Here is a 23,619-nt window from a genome sequence, read left to right as displayed (position 1 = left end):
TTAACATGCGAAGCAACCTGACGAAGGAGCCGACATTGAAGACTCGCGCCAGCAAGGCATTGGGGGCGGCCGCCGTCGCCGCGGTCGCGGCGTCGCTGCCGCTCGCCATCAACGCGTCCGCGGACCCGGAGCCCACCCCGACCGCGCAGATTCCCGACCCGCAGGGGCCGGGCTGTGACGCCTTCAAGTCGGCGGTGCCGAACTGGAAGGACCTCAACAACCACCCGGTCGGCACCGCGCTGGCCAGCATCCCCGACATCTCGACGTTCAACTCGCTGATCGCGGGTGGCGTCAACCCCAACGCCAACATCGTCCCGGTGATCGAAAACGGCCCGTACGTGGTGTTCGCCCCCTCGAACGCGGCGTTCGCCGCCATGGAGCCCGGCCAATTCGACGCGCTCAAGGCGTCCAGCGTGGAGGCGTTGACCAAGTTCGGGTACTACCACGTGTTCCTCGGCCTGCTCGGGCCCGACAACGTGCACGGCACGCGCCCCACCCAGGACGGCGCACCGATCAAGGTGACCGGAAAGGGCGGCGACATCGTGGTCAACGACACCGCCAAGGTCGTCTGCGGCGGCATCCAGGCCAGTGATGCGCGGATCTACATCATCGATCAGGTGCTGGATCCCGCGCAGGCGCCAGCGGCGCCCGCCCCGCCGGGCGCGGCGGCCACCACCACCTCGGCGGCGGCATCGCTGCCCGCCGCCGGTCAGCAGGCCGCCGGCTGACCCAGCCGAGCTAGCCGCCCAGGCAGCCCGGCCCCAACAGCGCCTTCAGGTCACCCATCAACGCCGAGGACGGCGTGACCCGCAGCGAGGAGTCCAGCTCCAGCACGGTGACCCGGTCGCCGCTGATCAATCGCAGGTGCACCTGCGAGGTACCCGGATGCCGGGCCAGCACCTGCTTGAGCGCGGTCACCTTGTCCAGGGTGCATTGCCGGGTCGGCAGGCTGACCGCCAGCGGCCGATCCGCCTGGGCGCCGGAGAAGTCCGGCACCACCAGTTCGTTGGCGATCAACGAGATCCGGTCATCGCGGATCGCCACCTTGGCGCTGACCAACACCACGGCGTCGTCGGCGATTTCGGCGCCGTAGGCGGAGTAGGTGTGCGGGAAGAACATCACCTCGATGCCACCGGTGAGGTCCTCCAACTGCGCTGAGGCCCACGGCATTCCGTTTTTGTTGACCCGCCGGTTCACCGAGGCCAGGATGCCCCCGACCCGTACCTGGGTGTCGTTGGCGACGTCGCCGTCCAGGATCGCCGGGATGGCGGTGTCGACCTGGGTGGCCAGCAGGTGCGCGATCCCGTTGAGCGGATGCCCGGATACGTACAGCCCCAGCATCTCCCGCTCCAGGGCGAGTTTGTGTTTGTCTTCCCACTCCTCGTCGGGCACCTTGATGGTGAACACCGCGTCGGCGCCGGCAGCGTCGCCGTCGGCGCCGCCGAACAGGTCGAACTGGCCCATCGCCTCGGCCTTCTTGGTGCCCAGCACCGAGTCCACCGCATCGGTGTGCACCAGGAACAGCCCCTTGCGGGGGTGCCCCAGCGAGTCGAAGGCTCCGGCTTTGATCAGCGACTCGGTGACCTTCTTATTGCAGGCGGCGATGTCGACCTTGTTCAGGTAATCGGAGAAATCGGTGAATTTGCCTTTCTGCGTGCGGGTCTCGATCAACGAGCCGACCACGTTGGCGCCGACGTTGCGCACCGCGCCCAACCCGTAGCGGATGTCGGTGCCCACCGACGCGAAGTTCAGGCCGGATTCGTTGACGTCGGGCGGCAGCACGGTGATGCCCAGTCGGCGGCAGTCGGCCAGATACACCGCGGCCTTGTCCTTGTCGTCCCCCACCGACGTCAACAGCCCGGCCATGTACTCGGCCGGGTAATTGGCCTTCAGGTAGGCCGTCCAGTACGACACCAACCCGTAGCCCGCGGCGTGCGACTTGTTGAACGCGTAACCGGCGAACGGAAGGATGGTGTCCCACAACGCTTTCACGGCCTTCTCGGAGAATCCGTTGGCCGTCATCCCCTCGTAGAAGCCCTTGTACTCGGCTTCCAAGACTTCGAGCTTCTTCTTGCCCATCGCCTTGCGCAGCGCGTCGGCCTTGCCCATCGTGTACGAGGCGACCTTCTGGGCGATGAACATGATCTGTTCTTGATAGACGATCAGGCCGTAGGTTTCCGACAGGATCTCGCGCAGCGGCTCTTCGAGCTCGGGATGGATGGGTTTGATGGCCTGCCGGTTGTTCTTGCGGTCCGCGTAGTCGTTGTGGGCGTTCATGCCCATCGGGCCTGGTCGATACAGCGCCAGCACCGCGACGATGTCGTTGAACTCGGTGGGTTGCATGCGGCGCAGCAGATCCCGCATGGGGCCACCGTCAAGCTGGAACACCCCCAGGGTGTCGCCGCGGCCCAGCAGCTCATAGGTGGCCGGATCATCGAACGGCAGCGAATCCAGATCCAGATCGATGCCCCGGTTGGCTTTGATGTTCTCCAGGCAGTCGCCGATGATCGTCAGGTTGCGCAGCCCGAGGAAGTCCATCTTCAGCAGGCCGATTTCTTCACACGACGGGTAGTCCCAGCCGGTGATGATCGCCCCGTCTTGCGGCCGTTTCCACAGCGGGATGGCGTCGATGAGCGGCTCGGAGCTCATGATCACCGCGCAGGCGTGTACGCCGGCGTTGCGGACCAGGCCCTCCAGGCCGCGCGCGGTCTCGTAGATGGTGCGCACGTCGGGATCGGTGTCGATCAGGCCGCGGACCTCGGCCGCTTCCTTGTACCGCTCGTGATTCGGGTCGGTGATGCCCGACAGCGGAATGTCCTTGGCCATGATCGGCGGTGGCAGCGCCTTGGTGATCCGGTCGGCGATCGCGAACCCGGGCTGCCCGTAGTGCACCCGCGCCGAATCCTTCAGCGCTGCCTTGGTTTTAATGGTGCCGAAGGTGATCACCTGGGCGACCCGGTCACTGCCCCACTTGTCGGCGGCGTAGCGGACCATCTCACCGCGCCGCCGGTCGTCGAAGTCGATGTCGATATCGGGCGCCGACGGCCGTTCCGGGTTGAGGAAGCGCTCGAACAGCAGCCCGTGCGGGATCGGGTCGATGTTGGTGATCCCCAGGGCATAGGCCACCAGGGAACCGGCCGCCGAACCCCGGCCCGGGCCCACCCGGATGTTGATCGACCGCGCGTAGTTGATCAGGTCCGCCACGATGAGGAAGTAGGACGGGAACCCCTTGCCGCAAATGACGTCGATCTCGTAGTCGGCGCGTTCGGTGTAGGCCGTCGGCACACCCGCCGGAAAGCGGCGCTCCAGACCCGCGCGCACCTCGTGGCGCAGCCAGGACCCCTGGTCGTGGCCGTCGGGAACCGGGAATACCGGCATCCGGTCGCGCGGTGCCCACACGTCGGCGTAGGGCTGCACCCGTTCGGCGATCAGCAACGTGGAGTCGCAGGCGCCGGGGACCTGGTCGTCCCACAGGGCGCGCATCTCGGCGGCGGATTTCAGGTAGTAGCCGTCGCCGTCGAACTTGAACCGATTGGGGTCCGACAGCGTCTTGCCGGTCTGCACGCACAGCAGCGCCTCGTGACTGTGGGCGGCCTCCCGGGTGACGTAGTGGCAGTCGTTGGTGGCCAACGGCGGAATGCCCAGCTTGCGCGCGATCTCCAGCAAGCCGTCTCGCACCCGCTGCTCGATGGACAGCCCGTGGTCCATCAGCTCCAGGAAGTAGTTGTCGGGCCCGAAGATCTCCCGCCACTTGGCGGCCGACTCCAGCGCCTCGCGGTCGTGGCCCAGCCGCAGCCGGGTCTGCACCTCCCCGGACGGGCAGCCGGTGGTGGCGATGATGCCCTCGGCGTGTTCGGCGACCAGTTCGGCGTCCATCCGCGCCCATTTGCCCAGCTGGCCCTCGAAGGAGGCCAGCGAGGTCAGCTTGAACAGGTTACGCAGCCCGGTCGCGTTCTCGGCGACCATGGTCAGGTGGGTGTAGGCCCCGGAGCCGGACACGTCGTCGCTCTTCTGGCCGGGATCACCCCACTGGATGCGTCGGGTGTCGAAACGCGAACCGGGCGCCACATAGGCCTCCACCCCGATGATCGGCGTGATCCCGGCTTTGGTGGCCGCGTTGTAGAACTCGCTGGCCCCGAACATGTTTCCGTGGTCGGTCATCCCGATCGCGGACATCTCCAGCCGCTGCGCCTCGGCCAGCATCGGGGTGATCTTCGCCGCGCCGTCCAGCATCGAGTACTCGGTGTGGTTATGCAGGTGAACGAACGAAGATCCCATAGGACCGCCAGTCTAGGACCGTGGACCGACACCGTCCGGGCGTGTCGGTGCCCGTGTCTCAGCGGCCGGTGTGCTGCGCGGCGCCGAACGTGCGTCCACGGCGAGATTTCCGGCGGATTTCCGCCGCCAGTGCACGCTCGGCGTTGCGGTTCATCGACAATGGCAACCATGGCTCGAACCTTCGACGACCTGCTGGACGAGGCCGCCGCGGCGCCGGTCGAGGGCTGGGACTTCTCCTGGCTGGATGGCCGGGCCACCGAACAGCGCCCGTCGTGGGGCTATCAGCGGCTGCTGCGCCAGCGGCTGGCCGGCGTGTCGGCCGCCGTGGACCTGCAGACCGGCGGCGGCGAGGTGCTGGCCGGTGCGCAGCCGTTCCCGCCCACCATGGCCGCCACCGAGTCCTGGCCGCCGAACGCGGCCCGCGCCACCGCGCTGCTGCATCCGCGCGGGGTGGTGGTGGTCGCCACCCGCGACGAGCCGCCGCTGCCGTTCACCGACGATGCGTTCGACCTGGTCACCAGCCGGCATCCCAACGCGCTGTGGTGGACCGAGATCGCGCGGGTGCTGCGCCCGGGCGGCAGCTACTTCGCCCAACACGTTGGGCCGGCATCCGGTATCGAACTGGCCGAGTACTTCTTGGGCCCGCAGCGGTCGGCACGCGGCGAGCGTCACCCCGACGTTGAGACCGCACAGGCAAAAGCCGCCGGCCTGGACGTGGTGGACGTGCGCATGGAGCGGTTGCGCATGGAGTTCTTCGACGTCGGCGCGGTCAGCTATTTCCTGCGCAAGGTGATCTGGATCGTGCCCGGCTTCACCGTCGAGCGCTATCGCGACCGGCTGGCCGAACTGCACGACCGCATCCATGCCGACGGACCGTTCGTCGCGCACACCACGAGGGTGCTGTTCGAGGCGCGCCTCCCGGCGCGTTGACTCTGCATCCACCCGGCAGAAGTCCGAGTGGACCCCGTGGTCAGCGCAGAGTCAATGGCGGTGGGCGTGGCTAGGCGCGCAGGACGTCCAGCGCGTGTTGCAGGTCGGCCGGGTACGGGCTGGTGATCTCCATTTGCCGGCCATCGCCGGGGTGGGCGAAGGCCAGCGACCGGGCGTGCAGCCATTGCCGTTCCAAGCCCAGCTTTTTCGCCAGTTTCGGGTCGGCGCCGTAGGTCAGGTCGCCGCAGCACGGGTGGTGCAGCGCCGAGAAGTGCACCCGAATCTGGTGCGTGCGCCCGGTTTCCAGGTGGACGTCGAGCAGGCTGGCGGCGACGAACGCCTCGATGGTGTCGTAGTGGGTGAGGCTGTGCCGGCCGTGGGCGGTCACCGCGAACTTCCAGTCGTGGCTGCGGTGCCGGCCGATCGGCGCGTCGATGGTGCCGCTGGACGGGTCCGGATGTCCTTGCACCAGAGCGTGATAGCGCTTGTCGACGGTGCGCTGCTTGAACGCCCGCTTGAGCGCGGTGTAGGCGCGATCGGATAGCGCCACCACCATCACCCCCGAGGTGCCGACGTCGAGGCGGTGCACGATGCCCTGCCGCTCGTGGATCCCCGAGGTGGTGATCCGGTAGCCGGCGGCGGCTAAGCCGCCCAGCACCGTGGGTCCCGACCACCCCACCGACGCGTGGGCCGCCACCCCCGCGGGCTTGTCGACCGCGACGATGTCGTCGTCGGAGTACAGCACCGTCATGCCCTCGATTTCGACCGGCGTGTTCTCCAGCGGCGCCGGCGCGTCGGGCAGCCGCACCTGCAGCCAGGCGCCGGAGACCAGCCGATCCGATTTACCGGCCCGCACCCCGTCCAGTTCGACGTCACCGTCTTCGGCCAGCGCCGCGGCGGCGGTGCGCGACAGCCCCAGCAGCCGCGCCAACCCGGCGTCCACCCGCATGCCCGCCAGCCCTTCGGGGATGGGCATCGATCGGTCGCCGGGCATCAGGATTGGTCGTCCAGCCGGCGTCGCCCGACGCTGTCGAAGTCGAAGCCGAACAGCGACAACGCCACCAGCAAGATGGCCCCACCGACCACCGACGGGTCGGCGACGTTGAACACCGGCCACCAGCCGATCGACAAGAAGTCGACCACGTGTCCGCGCAGCGGCCCCGGCGAGCGGAAGAACCGGTCGACCAGGTTGCCCATCGCGCCGCCGAGGATCATGCCCAGACCGATCGCCCACCACGGGGACACCAGCCGGCGGCCCATCCAGAAAATGCCGCCCACGACGGCGCTGGCGATCACCGTCAACACCCAGGTGTAGCTGGTGGCCATCGAGAAGGCCGCCCCGGAATTGCGGACCAGGGTCCAGGTGACCGTGTCGCCGATGATCGACACCGGCTGGCCCGGAGTCAGCAGCTTGACCGCGAGCACCTTGGTGACGATGTCGAGCGACAACACCACCGCCGCGACCGAGAGCAACAGGCGCAGCTGTCGTCGCGGCGCCGGGCCGGGTTCGTCGACAGCCCCGGTCGCTGTCACCGGCTCGGTCGAGCCCGTTGGTTCCTCAGTCACTCCTCCATCATCCGTTATCTGGGGTGTGGCTAGGCATTGAGGTAGGCGTTGAGATTGCACACCGGGCCGTGAAATCGGTCCGGGAACAGCCCTGCGTGCATGATCAACGCCGCGCCGGCCGGTCGGGCATGATTTTCCTCATGAGCCGCGTTGCCGTGGTCACTACCGGCGGAACGATCGCCACCAGCAGCGATGACGCCGGGGTGCGACGCCCCACCCGCAGCGGCGCCGACCTGGTCGCCGGGCTGGCCCCGCGGGTCGGCGGTCTCGACGTCGACGTCGTGGACGTGCTGGCACTCGACAGTTCCCAACTGGAGCCGGGCGATTGGGAGCGGATCCGGGTGGCGGTGCAGACCGCGGTGGACGACGGCGCCGACGGGGTCGTCGTCACGCACGGCACCGACACCTTGGAGGAGACGGCGTTGTGGCTGGACCTCGGCTATCGCGGCCGGGCGCCGGTGGTGATCACCGGCGCACAGCGCAGCGCCGACGCCCCCGAACCCGACGGCCCGGGCAACCTGGCCGATGCGCTGACCGTGGCGGCCAGCCCGGCCGCCGCGGGCCTGGGGGTGCTGGTGTGTTTCGCCGGCCGGGTGTGGCAGCCGTGGGGCCTGGCCAAGGCCACCACCGAGGATCTCACCGGTTTTGTCGGGGACCGTCTCGGCCGCATCACCGCGGGCCAACTGACCCTGACCGGGGCGAAAACCCGGCCCGAGCTGGGCGCCCTGGGCCCACCGCCGCGGGTGGACATTGTCGCGCTGTACGCCGGCGCCGACGCGGTGGCGCTGGACGCCTGCGCCGCCGCCGGTGCCCGCGGGGTGGTGCTGGAGGCGTTGGGCGCCGGCAACGCACCGGCGGCCGTCATCGACGCGGTGCGTCGCCATTGCGCCGCCGGGCTGGTGGTCGCGGTGTCCACTCGGGTGCCCGGCGGCCGGGTTAGCCCCGGCTATGGTCCGGGCCGCGACTTGGTGGACGCCGGCGCGGTCATGGTGCCCCGGCTGCGGCCGCCGCAGGCCCGGGTGCTGGTGATGGCCGCGTTGGCGGCCGGGCAACCGCTCGGCGACCTCGTTCACCGGTGGTGCTGATGTGAAAGCGGGCCTGCGGTGCCGTGGTGCGCGCTGTCCTACAGCATCTCGGGGTGCGCGTCCTCGGCCGCGAGCTTGGCGACGAAATCGGGCCAGTCCAGGCTGTCCACCGGGTTGGCGCGGCTGATCGCGGCCGTGTCGACGGGAAACGTCCGCACCGGCCCGGGGCCGCAACTGCGGGTCTCAAACCGCACCGTCATCACGCCGTGGCCCGCGCCCTGCACCCAGCCGTGCCCGAGCTCGGGATGCGCCACGTCGTCGCCGACCCGCCAGGGCGCAACCTCGGGCGGAATGGACAGCTCCGGCTGCTGGGCCGCCGACGTTTCCGGCGCCTCCGATGCCAGTTCCAGGTCCGGGAACAGCGACTCCTGGCGTACGTCGCTCAAACCGGAAAAACCCACCCCGAGCAACCGGATCGGCCCGATCTGCTGCGGGTCCAGCAGCAACCGCCGGGCGGCCGCGATCAGCGCCGCGGAGTCGGTGGTCGCATACGGCAACGTGGCCGAGCGGGTCAGGATGCTCATGTCGGACTTCTTCAGCTTCACCGTGACGGTCCGGGCGCCGCGGCCGTCGCGCAGCAGCCGCTGGTAGGCGTGCTCCCCGATCGGGCCGACCTCGTGGCGCAACTGCTCAAGGGTGGTCAGATCGGCGGGGAAGGTGGATTCGGCGCTGATCTGTTTGGCCTCGGCGCGTTCGGCGACCGGGCGGTCGTCGATGCCGCGGGCCAGCCGGTGCAACGCCGGCCCGATCGTCGCACCGAGGATGCTGGCCACCTCGGTGTCGGCCAGCGCGGCCAGCTCCCCGATCGTTTCGATGCCCAGCCGGTGCAGCTTCTCCTCGGCCACCGGGCCGATGCCCCACAGCCGGCGCACCGGCAACCCGTCGAGCAAGGCGCGTTCCTCGGCGCGGCCCACCACCCGGATGCCGTCGGGTTTGGCCAGCTCGGACGCGATCTTGGCGATCTGTTTGCCCGACCCGGCGCCGACCGAGGCCACCAGGCCGGTTTCGCTGCGCACCCGGCGCCGCAGCCGCTCGCAGAAGTCTTCGACCGCTGCACCTGAGGCCCCGGCCAGCTCGGCGGGCTCCCCGAACGCCTCGTCGAAGGACAGCTGTTCGACGACCGGGATCACCGCGCGCACCGTCTCGAAGACGCGGCGGCTCGCCACCCCGTAAACCACGCCGCGCGGCGGCAACACCACCGCCGGCGCGCCGACCAGCCGGCGCGCCTGATGCATCGGCATCGCCGAGCGGGCCCCGAACACCCGGGCCTCGTAGCTGGCACCGGCCACCACGCCGCGTCCGCCCAGCCCGCCCACCAGCACCGGGCGGCCGCGCAGCGTGGGCCGGGTGAGCTGCTCCACCGACGCGAAGAACGCGTCCATGTCCAGGTGCAGCACCCAGCGCCCACGTTCGTGCACAACAGCTGATGCTAAAGGCCCGGCGGCACCGCGGCGCCGCAGAAGAAAACCGGTTCCCACCGTCGGCTTCGGTGGGTAGCGTTCGCCGGATGGCGATGAATCTGGTGCACCGACTGTGTTGTAGCTCCAACTACTGGGCGCGCAGCGTCGAGCAGAAGCTGCTGCCCTGGGCGCTGGCCGAGGTGGATCTCGGCGCCAACACCTTGGAGATCGGGCCCGGATACGGCGCCAACATGCGGTGCCTGGTGGAGCAGACGCCGCGGCTGACCGCGGTGGAGATCGACGCACCGATGGCCGCGCGGCTGCAGGACAAATACGGCGGCCGGGCGCGGATCATCAACGGGGACGGCACCGACACCGGGCTGCCCGCCGAGGACTTCAGCTCGGTGGTGTGCTTCACGATGCTGCATCACGTGCCGACCCCGCCGCTGCAGGACCGGTTGTTCGCCGAGGCGTACCGGGTACTGGCCCCGGGCGGCGTGTTCGCCGGCAGCGACGGCGTGCACTCGATGTCGTTTCGGCTGTTGCACATCCGCGACACCTACAACCCGGTGCCGCCCGACACGCTGCCGGATCGGTTGCGCGAGGCCGGATTCAGCGATGTGCAGGTCGAGGTCAGGGACGGCCGTCAGCGCTGGCGCGCGGTCAAGGCCTGACGTTTCGGCCGCGAGCAGACGTAAAAGCCCCCTCCGCGGCCTGGTTTTAGGGGCTTTTGCGTCTGCTCGGCGGCTAAACCTTGACGATCGAGACCGTCACCCCGTCACCGATGTCCACACCATCGACGGGTTCGCCGAACTCGAAGCGGGTGGCCAGGATTTCGCGGGCTATCAGCTCCTGATGCGCCTGCGCCCACGCCACGCGCTCCGCCGGCACCGCCATCACCACGCTGATCCGGTCCGACACCTCCAGACCGGTCGACTTGCGCAGCTCCTGCAGTTCGCGGATGCGGTCCTTGGCCCAGCCCTCGGCCTCCAGTTCGGGGGTGACCGCGGCGTCGAGCACCACCAGGCCGGCCCCGTCGGGCAGCGCGGCGGTGAACTCCTGGTCGGCGGCCACCAGCCGGGAACTGTATTCCTCCGGTTGCAGCACCGCCGGGCCGGCGGTCAACGTGCCGTCGTCATTCATCACCGCGTCGCCGGCTTTGACCGCCTTGATCGCGGCCTGCACGTCCTTGCCCAGCCGCGGCCCGGCGACCCGGGCGTTGACGGTTAGCTCGAACCGTCCGTAGCGGGCGATGTCGTCGGTGAGCTCGACGGCTTTGACGTTGAGCTCGTCGGCGATCAGGGCGGTGAACGGCGCCAGCAGCTGCGGATTGTCCACCGCCACCGTCAGTTTCGGCAGCGGCAGGCGCACCCGCAGCCGGTGCGCCTTGCGCAGCGACGACCCCGCCGAGCACACCTCCCGAACCTGGTCCATCGCCGCCACCAGCTCCGGGTCGGCCGGTGCGGCGCCAGCCTCGGGCCAGTCGGTCAAATGCACCGAGCGTCCGCCGGTGACACCGCGCCAGATCACCTCGGTGGTCAGCGGCAGCAGCGGCGCGGCCAGCCGCGCGGTGACCTCCAGCACGGTGTGCAGGGTGTCGATCGCGTCGGCGTCCTCGTCCCAGAACCGCTGCCGGGAGCGCCGCACATACCAGTTCGTCAACGCCTCGGTGAACAGCCGCAGCTGCTCGCACGCCCCGGAGATGTCGCAGACATCCAACGCCGCGGTCAGGTCGTCGCGCAGCGTGGCCAGCTTGGCCAGGATGTAGCGGTCCAGCACGTGCGACGAATCGGTGCGCCACCTACCGGCTTTGGGGGCGTACAGCGCCAGGAAGCTGTAGGCGTTGGTCAACGGCAGCATCACCTGGCGCACCCCCTCCCGGATGCCGGGTTCGGTGACGATCAGGTTGCCGCCGCGCAGGATCGGTGACGCCATCAAAAACCACCGCATGGCGTCGGAGCCGTCCCGGTCGAATACCTCGGTGACGTCGGGGTAGTTGCGCAGCGACTTGCTCATCTTCTGCCCGTCGCTGCCCAACACGATGCCGTGCGCCACACAGGTTTTGAACGCCGGTCGGTCGAACAGCGCGGTGGCCAGCACATGCATCATGTAGAACCAGCCGCGGGTCTGCCCGATGTATTCGACGATGAAATCCCCCGGGTAGTGCGCGTCGGCGCCCGCCTCACCGCCGTCGCCGCTGACCCCGTCGAACCACTTCTGGTTCTCGAACGGGTAGTGCACCTGCGCGTAGGGCATCGAGCCGGAGTCGAACCACACGTCGAGCACATCGGGGATGCGCCGCATCACCGAGCGACCGGTCGGGTCGTCCGGGTTGGGTCGGGTCAGCTCGTCGATGTAGGGCCGGTGCAGGTTATCCGGCCGCACCCCGAAATCGCGTTCCAGCTCGTCTAGGCTGCCGTACACGTCGATGCGCGGATAGGCCGGATCGTCGGATTTCCACACCGGAATCGGGGTGCCCCAGTAGCGGTTCCGGGAGATCGACCAGTCCCGGGCGCCCCGCAGCCAGTTGCCGAAGATGCCGTCCTTGACGTGTTCGGGATACCAGGTGATCTGCTCGTTGAGCTCGACCATGCGGTCCCGGAACTCGGTGACCGCGACGAACCACGACGACACCGCGCGGTAGATCAGCGGGTTGCGGCACCGCCAGCAGTGCGGGTACGGGTGCTCGTAGGTTTCGTGGCGCAGCAGCACCGCGCCGTTGGCCGCCGCCGGACCGGTGCCGTTTTTCAGGTCGGCGATGATCGCCTTATTGGCGTCGAAGACGTGCTGACCGGCGTAGTCCGGGACGCTGTCGTCGAAACGGCCCTTGGCGTCGACCGGGGTGACCGGCACGATGCCGGCCCGGTCGCCGGTTTCCTTGTCGTCCTCGCCGTAGGCCGGGGCCAGGTGCACGATCCCGGTACCGTCCTCGGTGGTGACGAACTCGCCGGGTAACACCTGAAAGGCGTTGGTGGAGTCCATAAAGTATCCGAACGGCGGCAGATACCGGATGCCCAACAGGTCGGCGCCCCGGTAGGTGCCCAGCACCTGCGGTTCCTCGCCGAGTTCACGCGCATAGGCGCCCAGCCGGGCTTCGGCGAGCACGTAGCGCCGCTGCCCCGCGGCCACCTGCACATAGGTCACGTCCGGGTTGACCGCCACCGCCATGTTCGACGGCAGCGTCCACGGGGTGGTGGTCCACACCAGCAGATGGCTGCCGGCCAGGTCCCCGTCGGCGACCGCGAAACCGACCGTCAGCGCCGGGTCCTGGCGGCTTTGGTAGATGTCGTCGTCCATCCGCAGTTCGTGGTTGGACAGCGGGGTTTCGTCGCGCCAGCAATACGGCAGCACCCGGTAGCCCTCGTAGGCCAGGCCCTTGTCCCACAGCTGCTTGAACGCCCACAGCACCGACTCCATGTAGGACGGATCGAGCGTCTTGTAGTCGTTGGCGAAGTCCACCCAACGGGCCTGCCGGGTGACGTAGGCCTGCCATTCGGACGTGTAGCGCAGCACCGATTCGCGGCAGGCTTCGTTGAACGCGGCGATGCCCATGGCGTCGATCTGGGATTTGTCGGTGATGCCGAGCTGACGCTCCACCTCGAGTTCGGCGGGCAGGCCGTGGGTGTCCCAGCCGAACCGGCGGTCCACCTTGTAACCCCGCATGGTGCGGTACCGCGGCACGATGTCCTTGACGTAGCCGGTCAGCAGGTGACCGTAGTGCGGCAGCCCGTTGGCGAAGGGCGGCCCGTCGTAGAACACGTATTCCTCGGCGCCGTCGCGGCGGGCGACGCTGGCCCGGAAGGTGTCATCGGCGGCCCAGTAGTCGAGAACCTCGACTTCGGCTGCCGGGAAATCGGGGGCACCCAGTTTCGGATAAGTGTGCTCGGTCAAACGTCGTCTCCATGCGCCAACTGTCTGGCCGGGGACGACGACGCGCTGCTGCGCGAGCGCCGCGGTACCACCCCGCTTGCCGCGCGTGCGCGCGACCGCTCGATGACGGCTGTGACGGGCCTACCCGTTCGGTTCTACTGGGCCTGAGCTGTTCTTCCGAAGGCTCCCCGGTGATGGCCGGATCGACGCCGTTGGGTCGATTCTACGGGCCGGCGCAAATGCCACGGTTCAGGCCGGGCGGGGCCGGATGTCCGCGGGGATCAGGGCGTCGTCGCAGCGGTCACAGCGCAGCCGGTCCTGCACGTGTCCGCCGCAGCCGCGGTGTTCCAATCGCAGCGGCGGCCCGTCGGGTTCGGCGTAGTACCGGTCGCCCCACGCCATCAGGTGGGCGAGCACCGGCAGCAGCCCGCGGCCCTTGTCCGTGAGGTGGTACTCGAATCTCTCCGGCCGGCTTTGGTAGGCCCGCCGGTGCAGCACGCCCTCGGCGACCAAGTGGTTGAGCCGGGCGGTCAACACACTGCGGGTGATACCGGTGCTGGCGCACAGCTCATCGAAGCGATGCCGACCCAGGAAGACGTCCCGGACCACCAACAGCGACCAGCGTTGCCCGATCACCTCCAGGGCGCGGGCGATGGAGCAGACCTGGTCGGGGTACTCGCGGTCTAACATGGTTCCACCATGATAAGCACCTGAGTTGTGTCACGCGACTCACTATCGTAGGGTGAGTTGTATGACGCGACCCACGGCGGGGCCCGAACCCCTCATTGCCAACGTTTCCGACACGGCGCGCTGGATCGCGGCGTATCGGGCCGTCGAATCGGCCCGCCCCGACGCCCTGTTCGACGACCCGCTGGCCGACCGGCTCGCCGGCGAGCGCGGCCACGCGATCGTCGCGGCGGCGCCCCGGGTCAGCTTTGCCCTGATCGCCCGCACCAAGCTGATCGACGACATCGTGATCAAGGCGATCGGTGAGGGCTGCGACCGGGTGCTCAACCTGGCGGCCGGGTTGGACACCCGGCCCTACCGCCTGGACCTGCCGGCGGATTTCGGATGGGTGGAGGCGGATCTGCCGGCGCTGCTGGCGGAGAAGGAGCAAGCGCTGGCCGATCAGGCGCCACGCTGCCAACTGACCCGCCGCGCCGTCGACCTCGCCGACCCCGCCGCCCGCGACGCGTTCCTGGACGAGGCGCTGGCCGGCGCCCACCAGGCCCTGGTGCTGACCGAGGGGCTGCTGATGTACCTGGAGCCCCACGATGTCGCCGCGCTGTCGGAGTCGTTCAAGCGCCCGGCGATCGCGTGGTGGCTGCTGGAGTTCTGGGGCGCGGGACTGAAGAAGTGGATGACCAAGAAGACCGCCGGCCTGTTGGACAACGCCCCGTTCAAGTTCGGCGCCGCCAACGGCCTGGCCTACTTCGAGGAGCTGGGCTGGAACCCGGTGGAGGCCGAGTCGATGTTGGTGGCCGCCAACCGGTTCCATCGCTTGCCGTTCTGGTACCGGGTGGCGGCCCGACTGCCCCAACCGGACCCGCGCAACCCGGGAAACAGCCGCTGGAGCGCCGTCACCCGCCTGGTGCCCGCCTAGCTCTAGCCCAACGCCGCCTTCGCGCCGGCCAAATCGTCGGCGGCCAACACCAGCCGGGTGTGCGACGCCAGATAGGCCGTGGCCAGGTTGACGTTGGCCACGCCGAGCTTGTGGATGGCTTCGGCCAACGCGCCGGGCCGGTCCTCGACATCGAGGACGACGACCTCCTGCTCCTCGGCGATCTGGATGCCGGCGTGTTCGAGCGCCTCGAACGCCCGGGTGGCGTCCGAGACCAGGATGTGCAGCTCGGCCTGCCCGCCGCTGGTCAGGGCGCACAGCCCGGCGATGTTGACGGCCGCGGTGCCCAACAGGTCCCCCACCCGGGCCAGCTCGCCGGGTTCGTCATCGAGGTAGAGCGTCAGATCGGTCGCCATCGCGTGCTCCCTTCGGGCCACTCGTGCTCCCTACGCTACTGCGCTTTGCGCCGCTGGTAGGCGCACTGATTGACATTGCCGACGCGGCGTAGCTACATTGCGCGACGACGCGCCCGGGGCTTGCCGGCGCGCCACCGAAAGGGGTTTCTCGATGTCGGTGTCGGCACCCAAACCCAGCCGGCGGGCCCGGGTGATCTACGGCTCTTCGCGTCGCGTGCTGCCGCCGATGGTGCGCCGCCTGGTGGTGGGCAACGGCCGCCGGCCGGTTCCCGACCGACTCAGCCGCGTTGGCCGCCGCGTCAACACCCTGGCGCGGCTACAGCGCAGACAGCCCCTGCGCGGTATCCGCATCACGCGTCATCACACCGAGGTCCCCACCGAAACCGTCCGCAGCGCGGACTGCACCGCACCGATCGGCGACGGCGTCATCCTCTACTTCCACGGAGGGGGCTTCATCACCGGCGGCCTGGATACCCACTTGCGCGCGGTGGTGGCGCTGGCTCGACGCACCCGCCTGCCGGTCGTGCACATCGACTACCGGCAGCATCCCGCCGTGGCGGTGGACGGTTCGCTGCAGGACTGCTGTCAGGCCTACCGCTGGCTGCTCGAGCAGGGCGCCGACCCGGCGAAAACGGTGCTGGCCGGCGACTCCGCGGGCGGCTTTCTCGCCTTCGCGACGGCGCTGCGGGTTCAGCAGGACGGGTTACCGGCCCCGGCCGGGGTGGTCGGCATCTCGGCGCTGTTGGAGCTGGACGACGCCGCGCGAACCTCGTACGCCTGCGACGACGCGTTCGGCATCCCGCTGGTGCTGACGACGCTCGTCGAACAGGTCTGTCCTTCCGCGGAGTTGGCGCAGGCCTTGGCGCCGATCAACGGCCGCCTGGAAACGATGCCGCCGTCGTTGCTGATCGCCGCGGAATCCGAGATCGTGCGCTGCGATGCCGAGCGGCTGCGGGATGCGCTGACCGCCGCGGACCGGCCCTGCGAACTGCGGACCTGGCCCTACCAGCTGCACGCCTTCCCGGCGCTGTTTCCGTTCCTGCCGGAAAGCAAGGAAGCCTTCGCGACCATCGCCCGGTTTGTGCAGCAGCGGCTGGCGGCCGCCGACCGGGCCTAGCCTTCGGCCAGGCCGTCGAGGCGTTCCACGGCGTCGATGAATTCCGAGACCATGTCCAACACCACGGTGCGGGTCGGGCGCACCTTGGTCAACGACCCCACCACCTGCCCGACGAAATAAGTGGCCAAGTCCTGGGCGCCGGCGTCGGGATGATCGGCGGCCTGGTTGATCTGCCGCTGCGCGGTCCCGACCAGCGCGGTCTGCAGCGGCATGCCCAGCGGGTCGGGGGTGTCGGCCCGCGCCCACTCGTCGGTCCACGCGCTGCGCAGCATCCGGGCGGGTTTGCCGGTCAGCGACCGGGACCGCACGGTGTCCGAGGATTTGGCGGCCAGGAACTTGTCCTTGACCACCGGCAACGTCTCGGCCTCCTCGGTGGTCAGCCACACCGACCCACACCACACTCCTTCGGCGCCCAGCGCCAGCGCCGCGGCCATCTGCCGGCCGCGGGCGATGCCGCCGGCGGCCAGCACCGGGACCGGCGCCACCGCATCCACGATTTCGGGGACCAGCACCATCGTCGCGACCTCGCCGGTGTGCCCGCCGGCCTCGGTGCCTTGCGCGACGATCAGGTCCACCCCGGCGGCGGCGTGCCGGATCGCATGCTCGGTGGTCCCGGCCAGCGCCGCCACCACGACATCATGGGTGTGGGCCCGCTCGACCAGATCCGGCGGCGGCGGCCCCAGCGCGCTGGCGATCAGCCGGATGTTGTGGGCGAACGCCACCTCCAGCAGCGGCGCATAGCCCTTGGGTGAGATGTTGAGCCCGGACCCGGTCGGCGGTGCCGCGCTGGGCTCGGGTGCCGGAATCCCGTAGCGGGTGAGCAGATCGTCGAGGAAGGCGCGGTGTTCGTCGGGCAGCAGGGCCGCCACCTGTGTGTTGTCGATCCCGCCTTGGTCGGCGCCGACGTATTTCGGCGGCAGCAGCAGGTCCACCCCGTACGGGCGGCCGTGGGTCTGCTGCTCGATCCAGCTCAGCTCGGCGTCCAGCCGGTCGGGGGTGTGCGCGACGGCGCCCAGCACACCGAAGCCGCCGGCGTTGGACACCGCGGCCACCACGTCGCGGCAGTGACTGAACGCGCAGATCGGGAACTCGACGCCGAGCAACTCGGCAACCTTGGTTCGCATGCCGCTGACGCTAGTCGGTTTCGGAGGATGGCAGAACCGTCTGAGCTGAGCGCACCGCATCCTCCAGCAGATCGGCTGCATTGGCAACGCTCTCGGCGGGTTTCGTCACGTTGCTGGCGACCTCACGGGCGCGAAGGGCGAATTGGGGACTCAGGATCGTGCGCAGATCCCTGACCAGTACATCCGGGGTGACAGCACTAAAGCGCCGCCCTATTCCGACTTGGAAGCGTTCGACAGCAGCCGCCCAGATCGGCTGATCGACCCAGAGCCACTGGATCAAAGCGGGAATTCCGGCTCGCATGGCCGCGGCCGTGGTGCCGGCACCCCCATGATGGACGATCGCGCGGCAAGCCGGAAACACCGTCGCGTGATTCACCGCATCCACGACCTTTACGTTGTCGAAATGCGGGACCTGGGTGAAGTCACTTCCGCCAGCGCAAATTAACGCCCGCTCCCCTAACTGTGCACAGGCCGCGCTGATCACCGCGACCGCCTGAGCGGGAAACGCGACGCGCACGCTGCTGCCAAAACCGAAGTAGATCGGTGGCGTTGCCTCGGCAATCCACGACAGAACTTCTTCGTCGGCGTCGGTGGGCAACTCCAGCGTCAGCGAGCCGACGAAGGGCCGTCGCGTGTTCTGCTCGGCCCATGCAGCCACCAGCTCGGGAAACCAAAACTCGTCGTAGGCCTGGATCTCCAGGACGGGTGGCGACCCGCGTTCGGTTACCGGCGGCAGCCCCAGTTCGCGGCGTTGGGCATCTTGCAGACCCGTGACGACGGGCCCACACGGGTCGTCCGGCTCGGTATCCAGCGCAGGGAAGAAGCGCAGCGTAGCCAGCGGAATGCCGTAATATTCCGCCACGTTGGCGGCCAATCCCTGCGAGCTCGCCTCGGTCAGGAGGAGGTCGGCCCCGTGCGCGAGCGATGTCAGCGTCGTACCCATCTGCGGCCAGAATTGGGTGACCTGTTCCATGATTTCCCCGAGCACATTCGCAGGGCTCCGGGCCGGCCCGAAGCTGCGGACAAAATCAGGGTCCTGCAACGCCCGCGCGTCCGGGCCGTAGCCGACCGCGGCAAGCCCCGCCGACTCGATAAAACCAAGCATGTTCGGCGGAAACGCCATGCGCACGTCGTGGCCCCGGCGCAGCAACTCGCGACCGACCGCGGCGAAGGGCTCGACATCACCCCGACTCCCCACGCATGCCAGCGCGAATTTCATCGACCGAACCTCCCCGAGGCGATTCTGAAATCAACCTGACGACATCGCGCGGGCTAGGGGCTATCCGTCCAACCGGCTGAATTGCCCGTCGCGGTACAGCTCAACGCAGGCCGCGCGCCGGATCTTGCCACTGGTGGTGATCGGGATCGACCCGGGCCCCACCAGCACAACGTCTGCGACGCTCAGGCCGTGCGATGTCGAGATCGCGGACACGACATCGTTTTTCACCCGCTCAAGGCGCTGGGCCCACTCGTCGTCGGAGTCGGACCGCTTCTTGAGCTCAACGATCACCACCAACGTCTCGGTGTCGCCGTCCGGGACCGCGATCGCCGCGACGCGGCCTTTGGATATCGGCTGGACGGTGGCTTCGATGTCGTCGGGGTAATGGTTGCGGCCGCGAACGATCAGCACGTCCTTGATCCGGCCGATGATGAACAGCTCGTCTTCGGAGATGAAGCCCAGATCCCCGGTTCGCAACCACCGCCCGTCGGGAGCCCCGGCCAGCGTTCCGCCGAACGTCCGCTCGGTCTCCGCCGGCTTGTGCCAATATCCGGCGCTGACGTTGTCGCCCAACGCCCAAATCTCGCCGACGATGCCCGCCGGGCACTCGATGCTGGTCTCGGGGTCCACGATCGTGACCGCCGGCGAGTGCGGGGTGCCGTAGCTCACCAGGGGGGTGCCGTCATCGTCGGCGCACCGCTTGGCGTGCCCGGCCGACAGTTTCTCGGGTTCGAAGTACGCCACTTTCGGCGGGCGGCCCGATCCGCCGGTCGCCACGTACAGCGTCGCCTCCGCAAGCCCGTACGACGGGCGGATCACCTCCTCGCGGAGGTTGAATTTCGCGAACCGCTGAGCGAACCGGTGCAGCGTGCTGACCTGCACCCGCTCGGCGCCGCTGTAGATGGCCAGCACATCGCCGAGGTCAAGGTCGGCCATGTCGTCGTCCGAGGTTCGGCCGGCCGCCAAGTCGAACGCGAAGTTCGGCGCGGCCGTCATCACCCGAGGGTGCCGGGCCACCGCTTGCATCCACCGCGCGGGTCGCTGCAGGAAGGACACCGGACTCATGATCACGGTGCGCCAGCCGCCCAGGATCGGGCCGCACACGCCCAGCATCAAACCCATGTCGTGGTAGAACGGCAGCCACGACACGACCGTGGTACCCGGCGGAGCGACCTTGCCGTACTCCGGGAAGAAGTCGCACATCATCTGCCGAAAGTTGGTCGTCAGGTTGGCATTCGAGATCATCACCCCGGCCGGCGTCCGGGTCGACCCGGACGTGTATTGCAGGTACGCCGTGGCCGGCGGGGCCTCCCGCTTGCCGGTCGAGCGCCGCCGGGTGTCCAGGTCCAGCGCGTCCACCGCGACGACCGCCGGCGCCGGCTGATCCTGCTGGGGCACCGCGTACTCGCTTACCAGGTTGGCGACCGACGATGTCGTCAGCAGCACGGCGGGCGACGCATCGCGCAGCACCGCGGCCACTCGCTCATCGGTGGCACCGCCCATCGGCACCGACAGCGGCACCGCGATCAGCCCGGCCTGCAACGAGCCGAGGAACGCCACGACGTACTCGAGCCCCTGGGGCGCCACAATGACGGCGCGGTCCCCCGAGGCGGCGTGTCCCCGCAGCTCGTCGGCGAGGCTGAGCACCCGCCGATACAGCTGCGCCCAGGTCACGGTGTGGGCAACACCGTCCCAGTCGTGGTCGTAATCGATGTAGGTGAACGCGTCGTCGTCGGGCTGCAGGCTGGCACGCTCGCGCAGCACGCCGGTGAGCGAAGTGTCGGTCATGGGGCGGTACCTTCCTGTCGGCGCCCGGCGCCCGGCCGAACGTGGAGCCATGCACGTCAGCGGTGATCCGGTGCCCGCCGGGGCCAGCTCCGCCACGCCCAGCCTCCAGAGCGGCGCCACGCGAACCACACACCGATCTCGCCGCGGACGATGGCGTTGGGCGCCGGCGGGATCAGCAACGGGGCACCTTCCCGCTCGGCGAAGCTGCCCGGCCCCAGCGTAAAGGCGCGGCTGACGCTACGCCACACGTCCCGCCGATCGGCTGGGCGACCTCGATGTCCGGGCGGCCGTCGACGATCACGGCGGCTGGCCGTCGGGGGGCCAACTCTGCACCCCGTCTTCCAGCGGGACCTTCAGGCTGGCCAGGATCGACGCGATCATCCGCCACGCCGCGATCGCGGTGACCAGTTCGATCAGTTCGAGCTCGGATCCCAGTGCCTGCTGGCAGGCCGCCCACGACGCGGCGCTCACCGCGCCGTCGCGCAGCACGTCGTCGGCGGCAGCCAGCACCGCGCGTTCGGTCGACCCAAAGCCGCTGTGGTTGGGCCAATCTCGCACCCCGACGAGATCCTCGGCCGAGACACCCAGACCCGAGGCGACCCGCCAATGCTGGGTCCACTCGTAGTCGCAGGCGGTCAGCCAGCCGATCCGCATAATCACCAGCTCGCGCAACCGGGCGTCCAATTCGCCGTGCCACAACATGGTGGCCAGCAGGTCGTTGACGGTCCGCGCCAACAGCGGATGGTTGAGCAGCACCTGAAAGATGTTGAGCTCCGCCATGTAATCGGGCACACCGGCTTCGTCGGCGGCGGCTTGGGCCTCGGCCAGCGGCAACTTGGGGATCCGGGGGCCGGTCACGGTGTCACCGCGGCGTGCGACATACACGCACCGTAAGAACGTCCCGACAGATGTGTCAATCAATCACTGACACGCGTCAGGCCCGCTGGCACACCCACCCGTCCGGGGTGTGCCCGGTGTCGACGAAACGCAGCAGCTCGGCGCTGGTGTGCGACGGCAACGCGGTGGCGGCCTGCGGATAGATGATCGGCTCTTCCTTGGCATTGTGCTGATCGAGTTGCGCCAGCAGCCGGCGGCAGGTGTCCCGCAACCCGATGTCGGATCCGGCGGCCAGCAGCGCGGTCAGCGCGTCCATCGTCTGCCACAGTTCGCCGTGCTCACGCAGCATCACGAAGACCGGCATCACCAGGCCGGCCTCCCGCACCGGCGGGAACAAGAACACCTCTTCGATATAGATGTGGCGGCGCAGCGCCGCCAGCGCCGCCGTCAGCGGTTCGGGCTGCACGGTGCCGGCATCCAGCTTCGCGAGGAAAACCTCGATGGCGCTGTCGATGTCACGATGCTCGCGTTCCAAGACGGCCGACACGGTCTGCTCGGACATGGCGGGTCCCCGATCGCGTCAGGCGAGTTGGGCGTCGACGGTGATCGTGGCGCCGGCGAACAGCCGCGACACCGGGCACAGCGCCGCCGCCTCGTCGACCACCGCGGCGAAACGATCCGCGTCCAAGCCGGCCACCTGGGCACGGACCCGCAGCCGCGACGTGGTGATGGTCGGGACGCCGTCGACCTCGTCGAGGGTGACGGTGGAGGCCACCTCGAGCCGCTGCGGCGGTGTGTTGTTCGCGCCGAGCTTCAGCGACAACGCCATCGCGAAGCACGACGAATGCGCCGCGGCCGCCAGCTCCTCGGGGCTGGTCTTGCCGCCCGGTTGCTCGGTGCGGGCCGCCCAGCTCACCTGCAGGCCGTCGAGGGCTCCGCTGCTCCCCTCACGCAGCGTGCCCGTGCCCGAGGCCAGTGGCCCTTCCCAGGTGGTCTGAGCGGTCCGCTCCGCAATGCTCATCCGAATCGACTCCTCTGTCGCGCCTCAACCGGTCGTTGTATTTATACAAGATGCACTTGGGCAAACCTAGACCATGGTCGCCGCCGTTGATCGACCGGCAGCATGGGATAGCCCCGCCGCTGGCGGGTGGTTCGGGGGATGAACCGGAACGAGCCGAGGCGGCGCCCGGCCGCTATTGGTACAGCATGGGCCGCTGGAACCAGCGCACCTTTTGTCGCCACGCCCGCGCCGCCGCCACCGCGCAAACCGCACCGGCCAAGCAGGCAAACAGCCACACCAGCCGGCCCCCCTCGACGGCTTGGAGCGGTGGAGCGATCGCCGTGAGGGCCCGGATCAGGCAGGCCAGCATCGCGCTGATCGCGCCGAGCACGTAGATGTTGGCGACCCGCCGTGATCGAGGATCTTTTCTCAGGATCAGCAGGGCACGAGACGCATATCCGAGCAGGTAGATCAGCATCCCGGCCAACAGGACCCAGTAGATGGCGAGCCAGCCGTCGGTGGGCAACTGGAAGAAGTCGGGCCGGTAGGTTTTGGCACCGTTGCTGAGCGTGAAGGTGATGAGCAGCACCGGGATGCACACCGTGGCCGGACGCTCCACGTACTGCCGGAACGACTCCCGCATGGTGTCGTCATCGGCGAGCCGACCCAGCGCGTGATACACGATGGCGGAAGCCGCGACGATGAAGCAGTCGTGCGCGAGGAAGTCCTCAAGGTTCCACCTGCCGGTGAGGTGGTGCAAGGTAGCGCCGACCGTCTCTGAGGCTGCCGGCGACGCTAAGGCCACCCCGCACCCCTGCAAGGCGACGTTGAGCGTGGCGGCGACCTCCCACCGGGAGCGCCAGGTGACCCGCCGAATCCACAGACTCCACCCGATAGCCGCGATGGTGAATCCGATCAATGCGGTGAGACCCACAGCCAAGCTACCCCTCGCCGGTGAACCCCCGCGCCGGGAGCAGCTTACACCGGAGGCGCATCGACCCGGGGCTGCATTTCCGACAACTTCTTGAGCTTCCTCGTGCTGACCATGACATCGGTGTCCACTGCAGTGGACGGCCCAGCACCGTATCCGTGGATCAGTTCGGCCAGCGCCGTGACTTCGTCCGGGTCGATGAGCCGGTACCGGGTCAACAGCTCGGCGCGGTTGATGCCCAGGCTGGTAGCTGCCCTGCGCAGGTTATCCGCGCTGATCAGCTTCCCCTTTTCCAGCTGGTCGTAGTACGTGGACCGGCGCAAACCCAACGCCGTCCAGATTTCTTCTCGGCTGAGGGTCCGACCTGCCAGATACGACAGCACCACGGCCAGGTCTTTGTCGCTGTCATCGGGATACATGCGTTTAACCATATCCGGTTCGTTATATGTGCATACCAGGGATCCGGCATTCGAGTCGCGACAGGCCGCCAACCCATC

At 68.8% G+C, this 23,619-nt stretch carries 21 protein-coding genes; 6 read left to right on the top strand and 15 right to left on the bottom strand.

The window, feature by feature from the left end; genetic code table 11:
* The first annotated feature begins 35 nt into the window (after positions 1 to 35).
* On the top strand, positions 36 to 728 hold the full coding sequence (locus tag ACAG26_RS22730) for a fasciclin domain-containing protein (RefSeq protein WP_370485336.1): 693 nt from the start codon (positions 36 to 38) through the stop codon (positions 726 to 728).
* Between the two features lie 10 nt (positions 729 to 738).
* On the opposite strand, the gene dnaE is transcribed toward ACAG26_RS22730, so the two are convergent.
* A complete protein-coding gene (gene dnaE / locus ACAG26_RS22725; RefSeq protein ID WP_370485335.1) occupies positions 739 to 4,278 on the bottom strand; it encodes a DNA polymerase III subunit alpha in 3,540 nt (1,179 codons plus the stop codon).
* Between the two features lie 168 nt (positions 4,279 to 4,446).
* Here dnaE and ACAG26_RS22720 point away from each other — a divergent pair, with 168 nt between their 5' ends.
* The gene (locus tag ACAG26_RS22720) at positions 4,447 to 5,208 is read left to right on the top strand and encodes a methyltransferase domain-containing protein (protein ID WP_370485334.1); all 762 of its coding nucleotides are present in this window, start codon (positions 4,447 to 4,449) and stop codon (positions 5,206 to 5,208) included.
* A 70-nt stretch (positions 5,209 to 5,278) separates the two neighbouring features.
* On the opposite strand, the gene ACAG26_RS22715 is transcribed toward ACAG26_RS22720, so the two are convergent.
* Both ACAG26_RS22715 and lspA read right to left on the bottom strand, forming a co-directional pair.
* Complete coding sequence (locus ACAG26_RS22715) at positions 5,279 to 6,202, bottom strand: RluA family pseudouridine synthase (RefSeq protein ID WP_370485333.1); 924 nt, start codon at positions 6,200 to 6,202, stop codon at positions 5,279 to 5,281.
* A complete protein-coding gene (lspA, locus tag ACAG26_RS22710) occupies positions 6,202 to 6,774 on the bottom strand; it encodes a signal peptidase II (protein WP_370485332.1) in 573 nt (190 codons plus the stop codon). The genes ACAG26_RS22715 and lspA overlap by 1 nt, the downstream gene beginning before the upstream one ends.
* A 140-nt stretch (positions 6,775 to 6,914) precedes the next feature.
* On the opposite strand from lspA, the gene ACAG26_RS22705 reads away from it, so the two are divergent.
* Complete coding sequence (locus ACAG26_RS22705; protein ID WP_370485331.1) at positions 6,915 to 7,859, top strand: asparaginase; 945 nt, start codon at positions 6,915 to 6,917, stop codon at positions 7,857 to 7,859.
* 38 nt (positions 7,860 to 7,897) lie between these two features.
* Here the strand turns inward: ACAG26_RS22705 and ACAG26_RS22700 are convergent, their stop codons facing one another.
* Positions 7,898 to 9,256: a DNA polymerase IV gene (locus ACAG26_RS22700; RefSeq protein WP_370485349.1), complete on the bottom strand. Its 1,359-nt coding sequence runs from the start codon at positions 9,254 to 9,256 to the stop codon at positions 7,898 to 7,900.
* A gap of 110 nt (positions 9,257 to 9,366) precedes the next feature.
* On the opposite strand from ACAG26_RS22700, the gene ACAG26_RS22695 reads away from it, so the two are divergent.
* On the top strand, positions 9,367 to 9,933 hold the full coding sequence (locus tag ACAG26_RS22695; protein ID WP_370485330.1) for a class I SAM-dependent methyltransferase: 567 nt from the start codon (positions 9,367 to 9,369) through the stop codon (positions 9,931 to 9,933).
* Between the two features lie 73 nt (positions 9,934 to 10,006).
* Here ACAG26_RS22695 and ileS read toward each other — a convergent pair whose 3' ends face one another.
* Positions 10,007 to 13,150, bottom strand: a complete 3,144-nt coding sequence (gene ileS, locus ACAG26_RS22690; RefSeq protein ID WP_370485329.1) for an isoleucine--tRNA ligase — start codon at positions 13,148 to 13,150, stop codon at positions 10,007 to 10,009.
* 228 nt (positions 13,151 to 13,378) lie between these two features.
* Positions 13,379 to 13,819 (bottom strand): winged helix-turn-helix transcriptional regulator, encoded by a 441-nt coding sequence (locus ACAG26_RS22685; protein WP_370485328.1) that lies wholly within the window; start codon positions 13,817 to 13,819, stop codon positions 13,379 to 13,381.
* A 61-nt stretch (positions 13,820 to 13,880) separates the two neighbouring features.
* Here ACAG26_RS22685 and ACAG26_RS22680 point away from each other — a divergent pair, with 61 nt between their 5' ends.
* Complete coding sequence (locus ACAG26_RS22680) at positions 13,881 to 14,732, top strand: class I SAM-dependent methyltransferase (protein WP_370485327.1); 852 nt, start codon at positions 13,881 to 13,883, stop codon at positions 14,730 to 14,732.
* A gap of 2 nt (positions 14,733 to 14,734) precedes the next feature.
* Here the strand turns inward: ACAG26_RS22680 and ACAG26_RS22675 are convergent, their stop codons facing one another.
* Complete coding sequence (locus ACAG26_RS22675; protein WP_370485326.1) at positions 14,735 to 15,106, bottom strand: amino acid-binding protein; 372 nt, start codon at positions 15,104 to 15,106, stop codon at positions 14,735 to 14,737.
* Positions 15,107 to 15,257: 151 nt separating this feature from the next.
* Between ACAG26_RS22675 and ACAG26_RS22670 the strand changes: the two genes are divergently transcribed.
* Positions 15,258 to 16,223 (top strand): alpha/beta hydrolase, encoded by a 966-nt coding sequence (locus ACAG26_RS22670; RefSeq protein WP_370485325.1) that lies wholly within the window; start codon positions 15,258 to 15,260, stop codon positions 16,221 to 16,223.
* Here ACAG26_RS22670 and ACAG26_RS22665 read toward each other — a convergent pair.
* The 8 genes from ACAG26_RS22665 to ACAG26_RS22630 all read right to left on the bottom strand — a co-directional run bounded on the left by ACAG26_RS22665 (position 16,220) and on the right by ACAG26_RS22630 (position 23,541).
* Positions 16,220 to 17,347 carry an NAD(P)H-dependent flavin oxidoreductase gene (locus tag ACAG26_RS22665; RefSeq protein ID WP_370485324.1) on the bottom strand — a complete coding sequence of 376 codons (1,128 nt, stop codon included), beginning with the start codon at positions 17,345 to 17,347 and terminating at the stop codon, positions 16,220 to 16,222. The genes ACAG26_RS22670 and ACAG26_RS22665 overlap by 4 nt on opposite strands.
* Before the next feature lie 10 nt (positions 17,348 to 17,357).
* On the bottom strand, positions 17,358 to 18,566 hold the full coding sequence (locus ACAG26_RS22660; protein WP_370485323.1) for a glycosyltransferase: 1,209 nt from the start codon (positions 18,564 to 18,566) through the stop codon (positions 17,358 to 17,360).
* A gap of 60 nt (positions 18,567 to 18,626) precedes the next feature.
* On the bottom strand, positions 18,627 to 20,354 hold the full coding sequence (locus ACAG26_RS22655) for an AMP-binding protein (protein ID WP_370485322.1): 1,728 nt from the start codon (positions 20,352 to 20,354) through the stop codon (positions 18,627 to 18,629).
* 297 nt (positions 20,355 to 20,651) lie between these two features.
* Positions 20,652 to 21,212 (bottom strand): carboxymuconolactone decarboxylase family protein, encoded by a 561-nt coding sequence (locus ACAG26_RS22650; RefSeq protein ID WP_370485321.1) that lies wholly within the window; start codon positions 21,210 to 21,212, stop codon positions 20,652 to 20,654.
* Between the two features lie 76 nt (positions 21,213 to 21,288).
* A complete protein-coding gene (locus tag ACAG26_RS22645) occupies positions 21,289 to 21,753 on the bottom strand; it encodes a hemerythrin domain-containing protein (RefSeq protein WP_370485320.1) in 465 nt (154 codons plus the stop codon).
* Positions 21,754 to 21,771: 18 nt separating this feature from the next.
* Positions 21,772 to 22,212 carry an OsmC family peroxiredoxin gene (locus ACAG26_RS22640; RefSeq protein WP_370485319.1) on the bottom strand — a complete coding sequence of 147 codons (441 nt, stop codon included), beginning with the start codon at positions 22,210 to 22,212 and terminating at the stop codon, positions 21,772 to 21,774.
* 172 nt (positions 22,213 to 22,384) lie between these two features.
* Positions 22,385 to 23,125, bottom strand: coding sequence for a hypothetical protein (locus ACAG26_RS22635; protein ID WP_370485318.1), 741 nt, complete (start codon positions 23,123 to 23,125; stop codon positions 22,385 to 22,387).
* 44 nt (positions 23,126 to 23,169) lie between these two features.
* Positions 23,170 to 23,541 (bottom strand): hypothetical protein, encoded by a 372-nt coding sequence (locus ACAG26_RS22630; RefSeq protein WP_370485317.1) that lies wholly within the window; start codon positions 23,539 to 23,541, stop codon positions 23,170 to 23,172.
* Positions 23,542 to 23,619: the final 78 nt, after the last annotated feature.

This window comes from Mycobacterium sp. pUA109 (genome assembly GCF_041287095.1).
Lineage (GTDB): Bacteria > Actinomycetota > Actinomycetes > Mycobacteriales > Mycobacteriaceae > Mycobacterium.
This window is presented reverse-complemented; position numbering and strand designations above follow the sequence as displayed.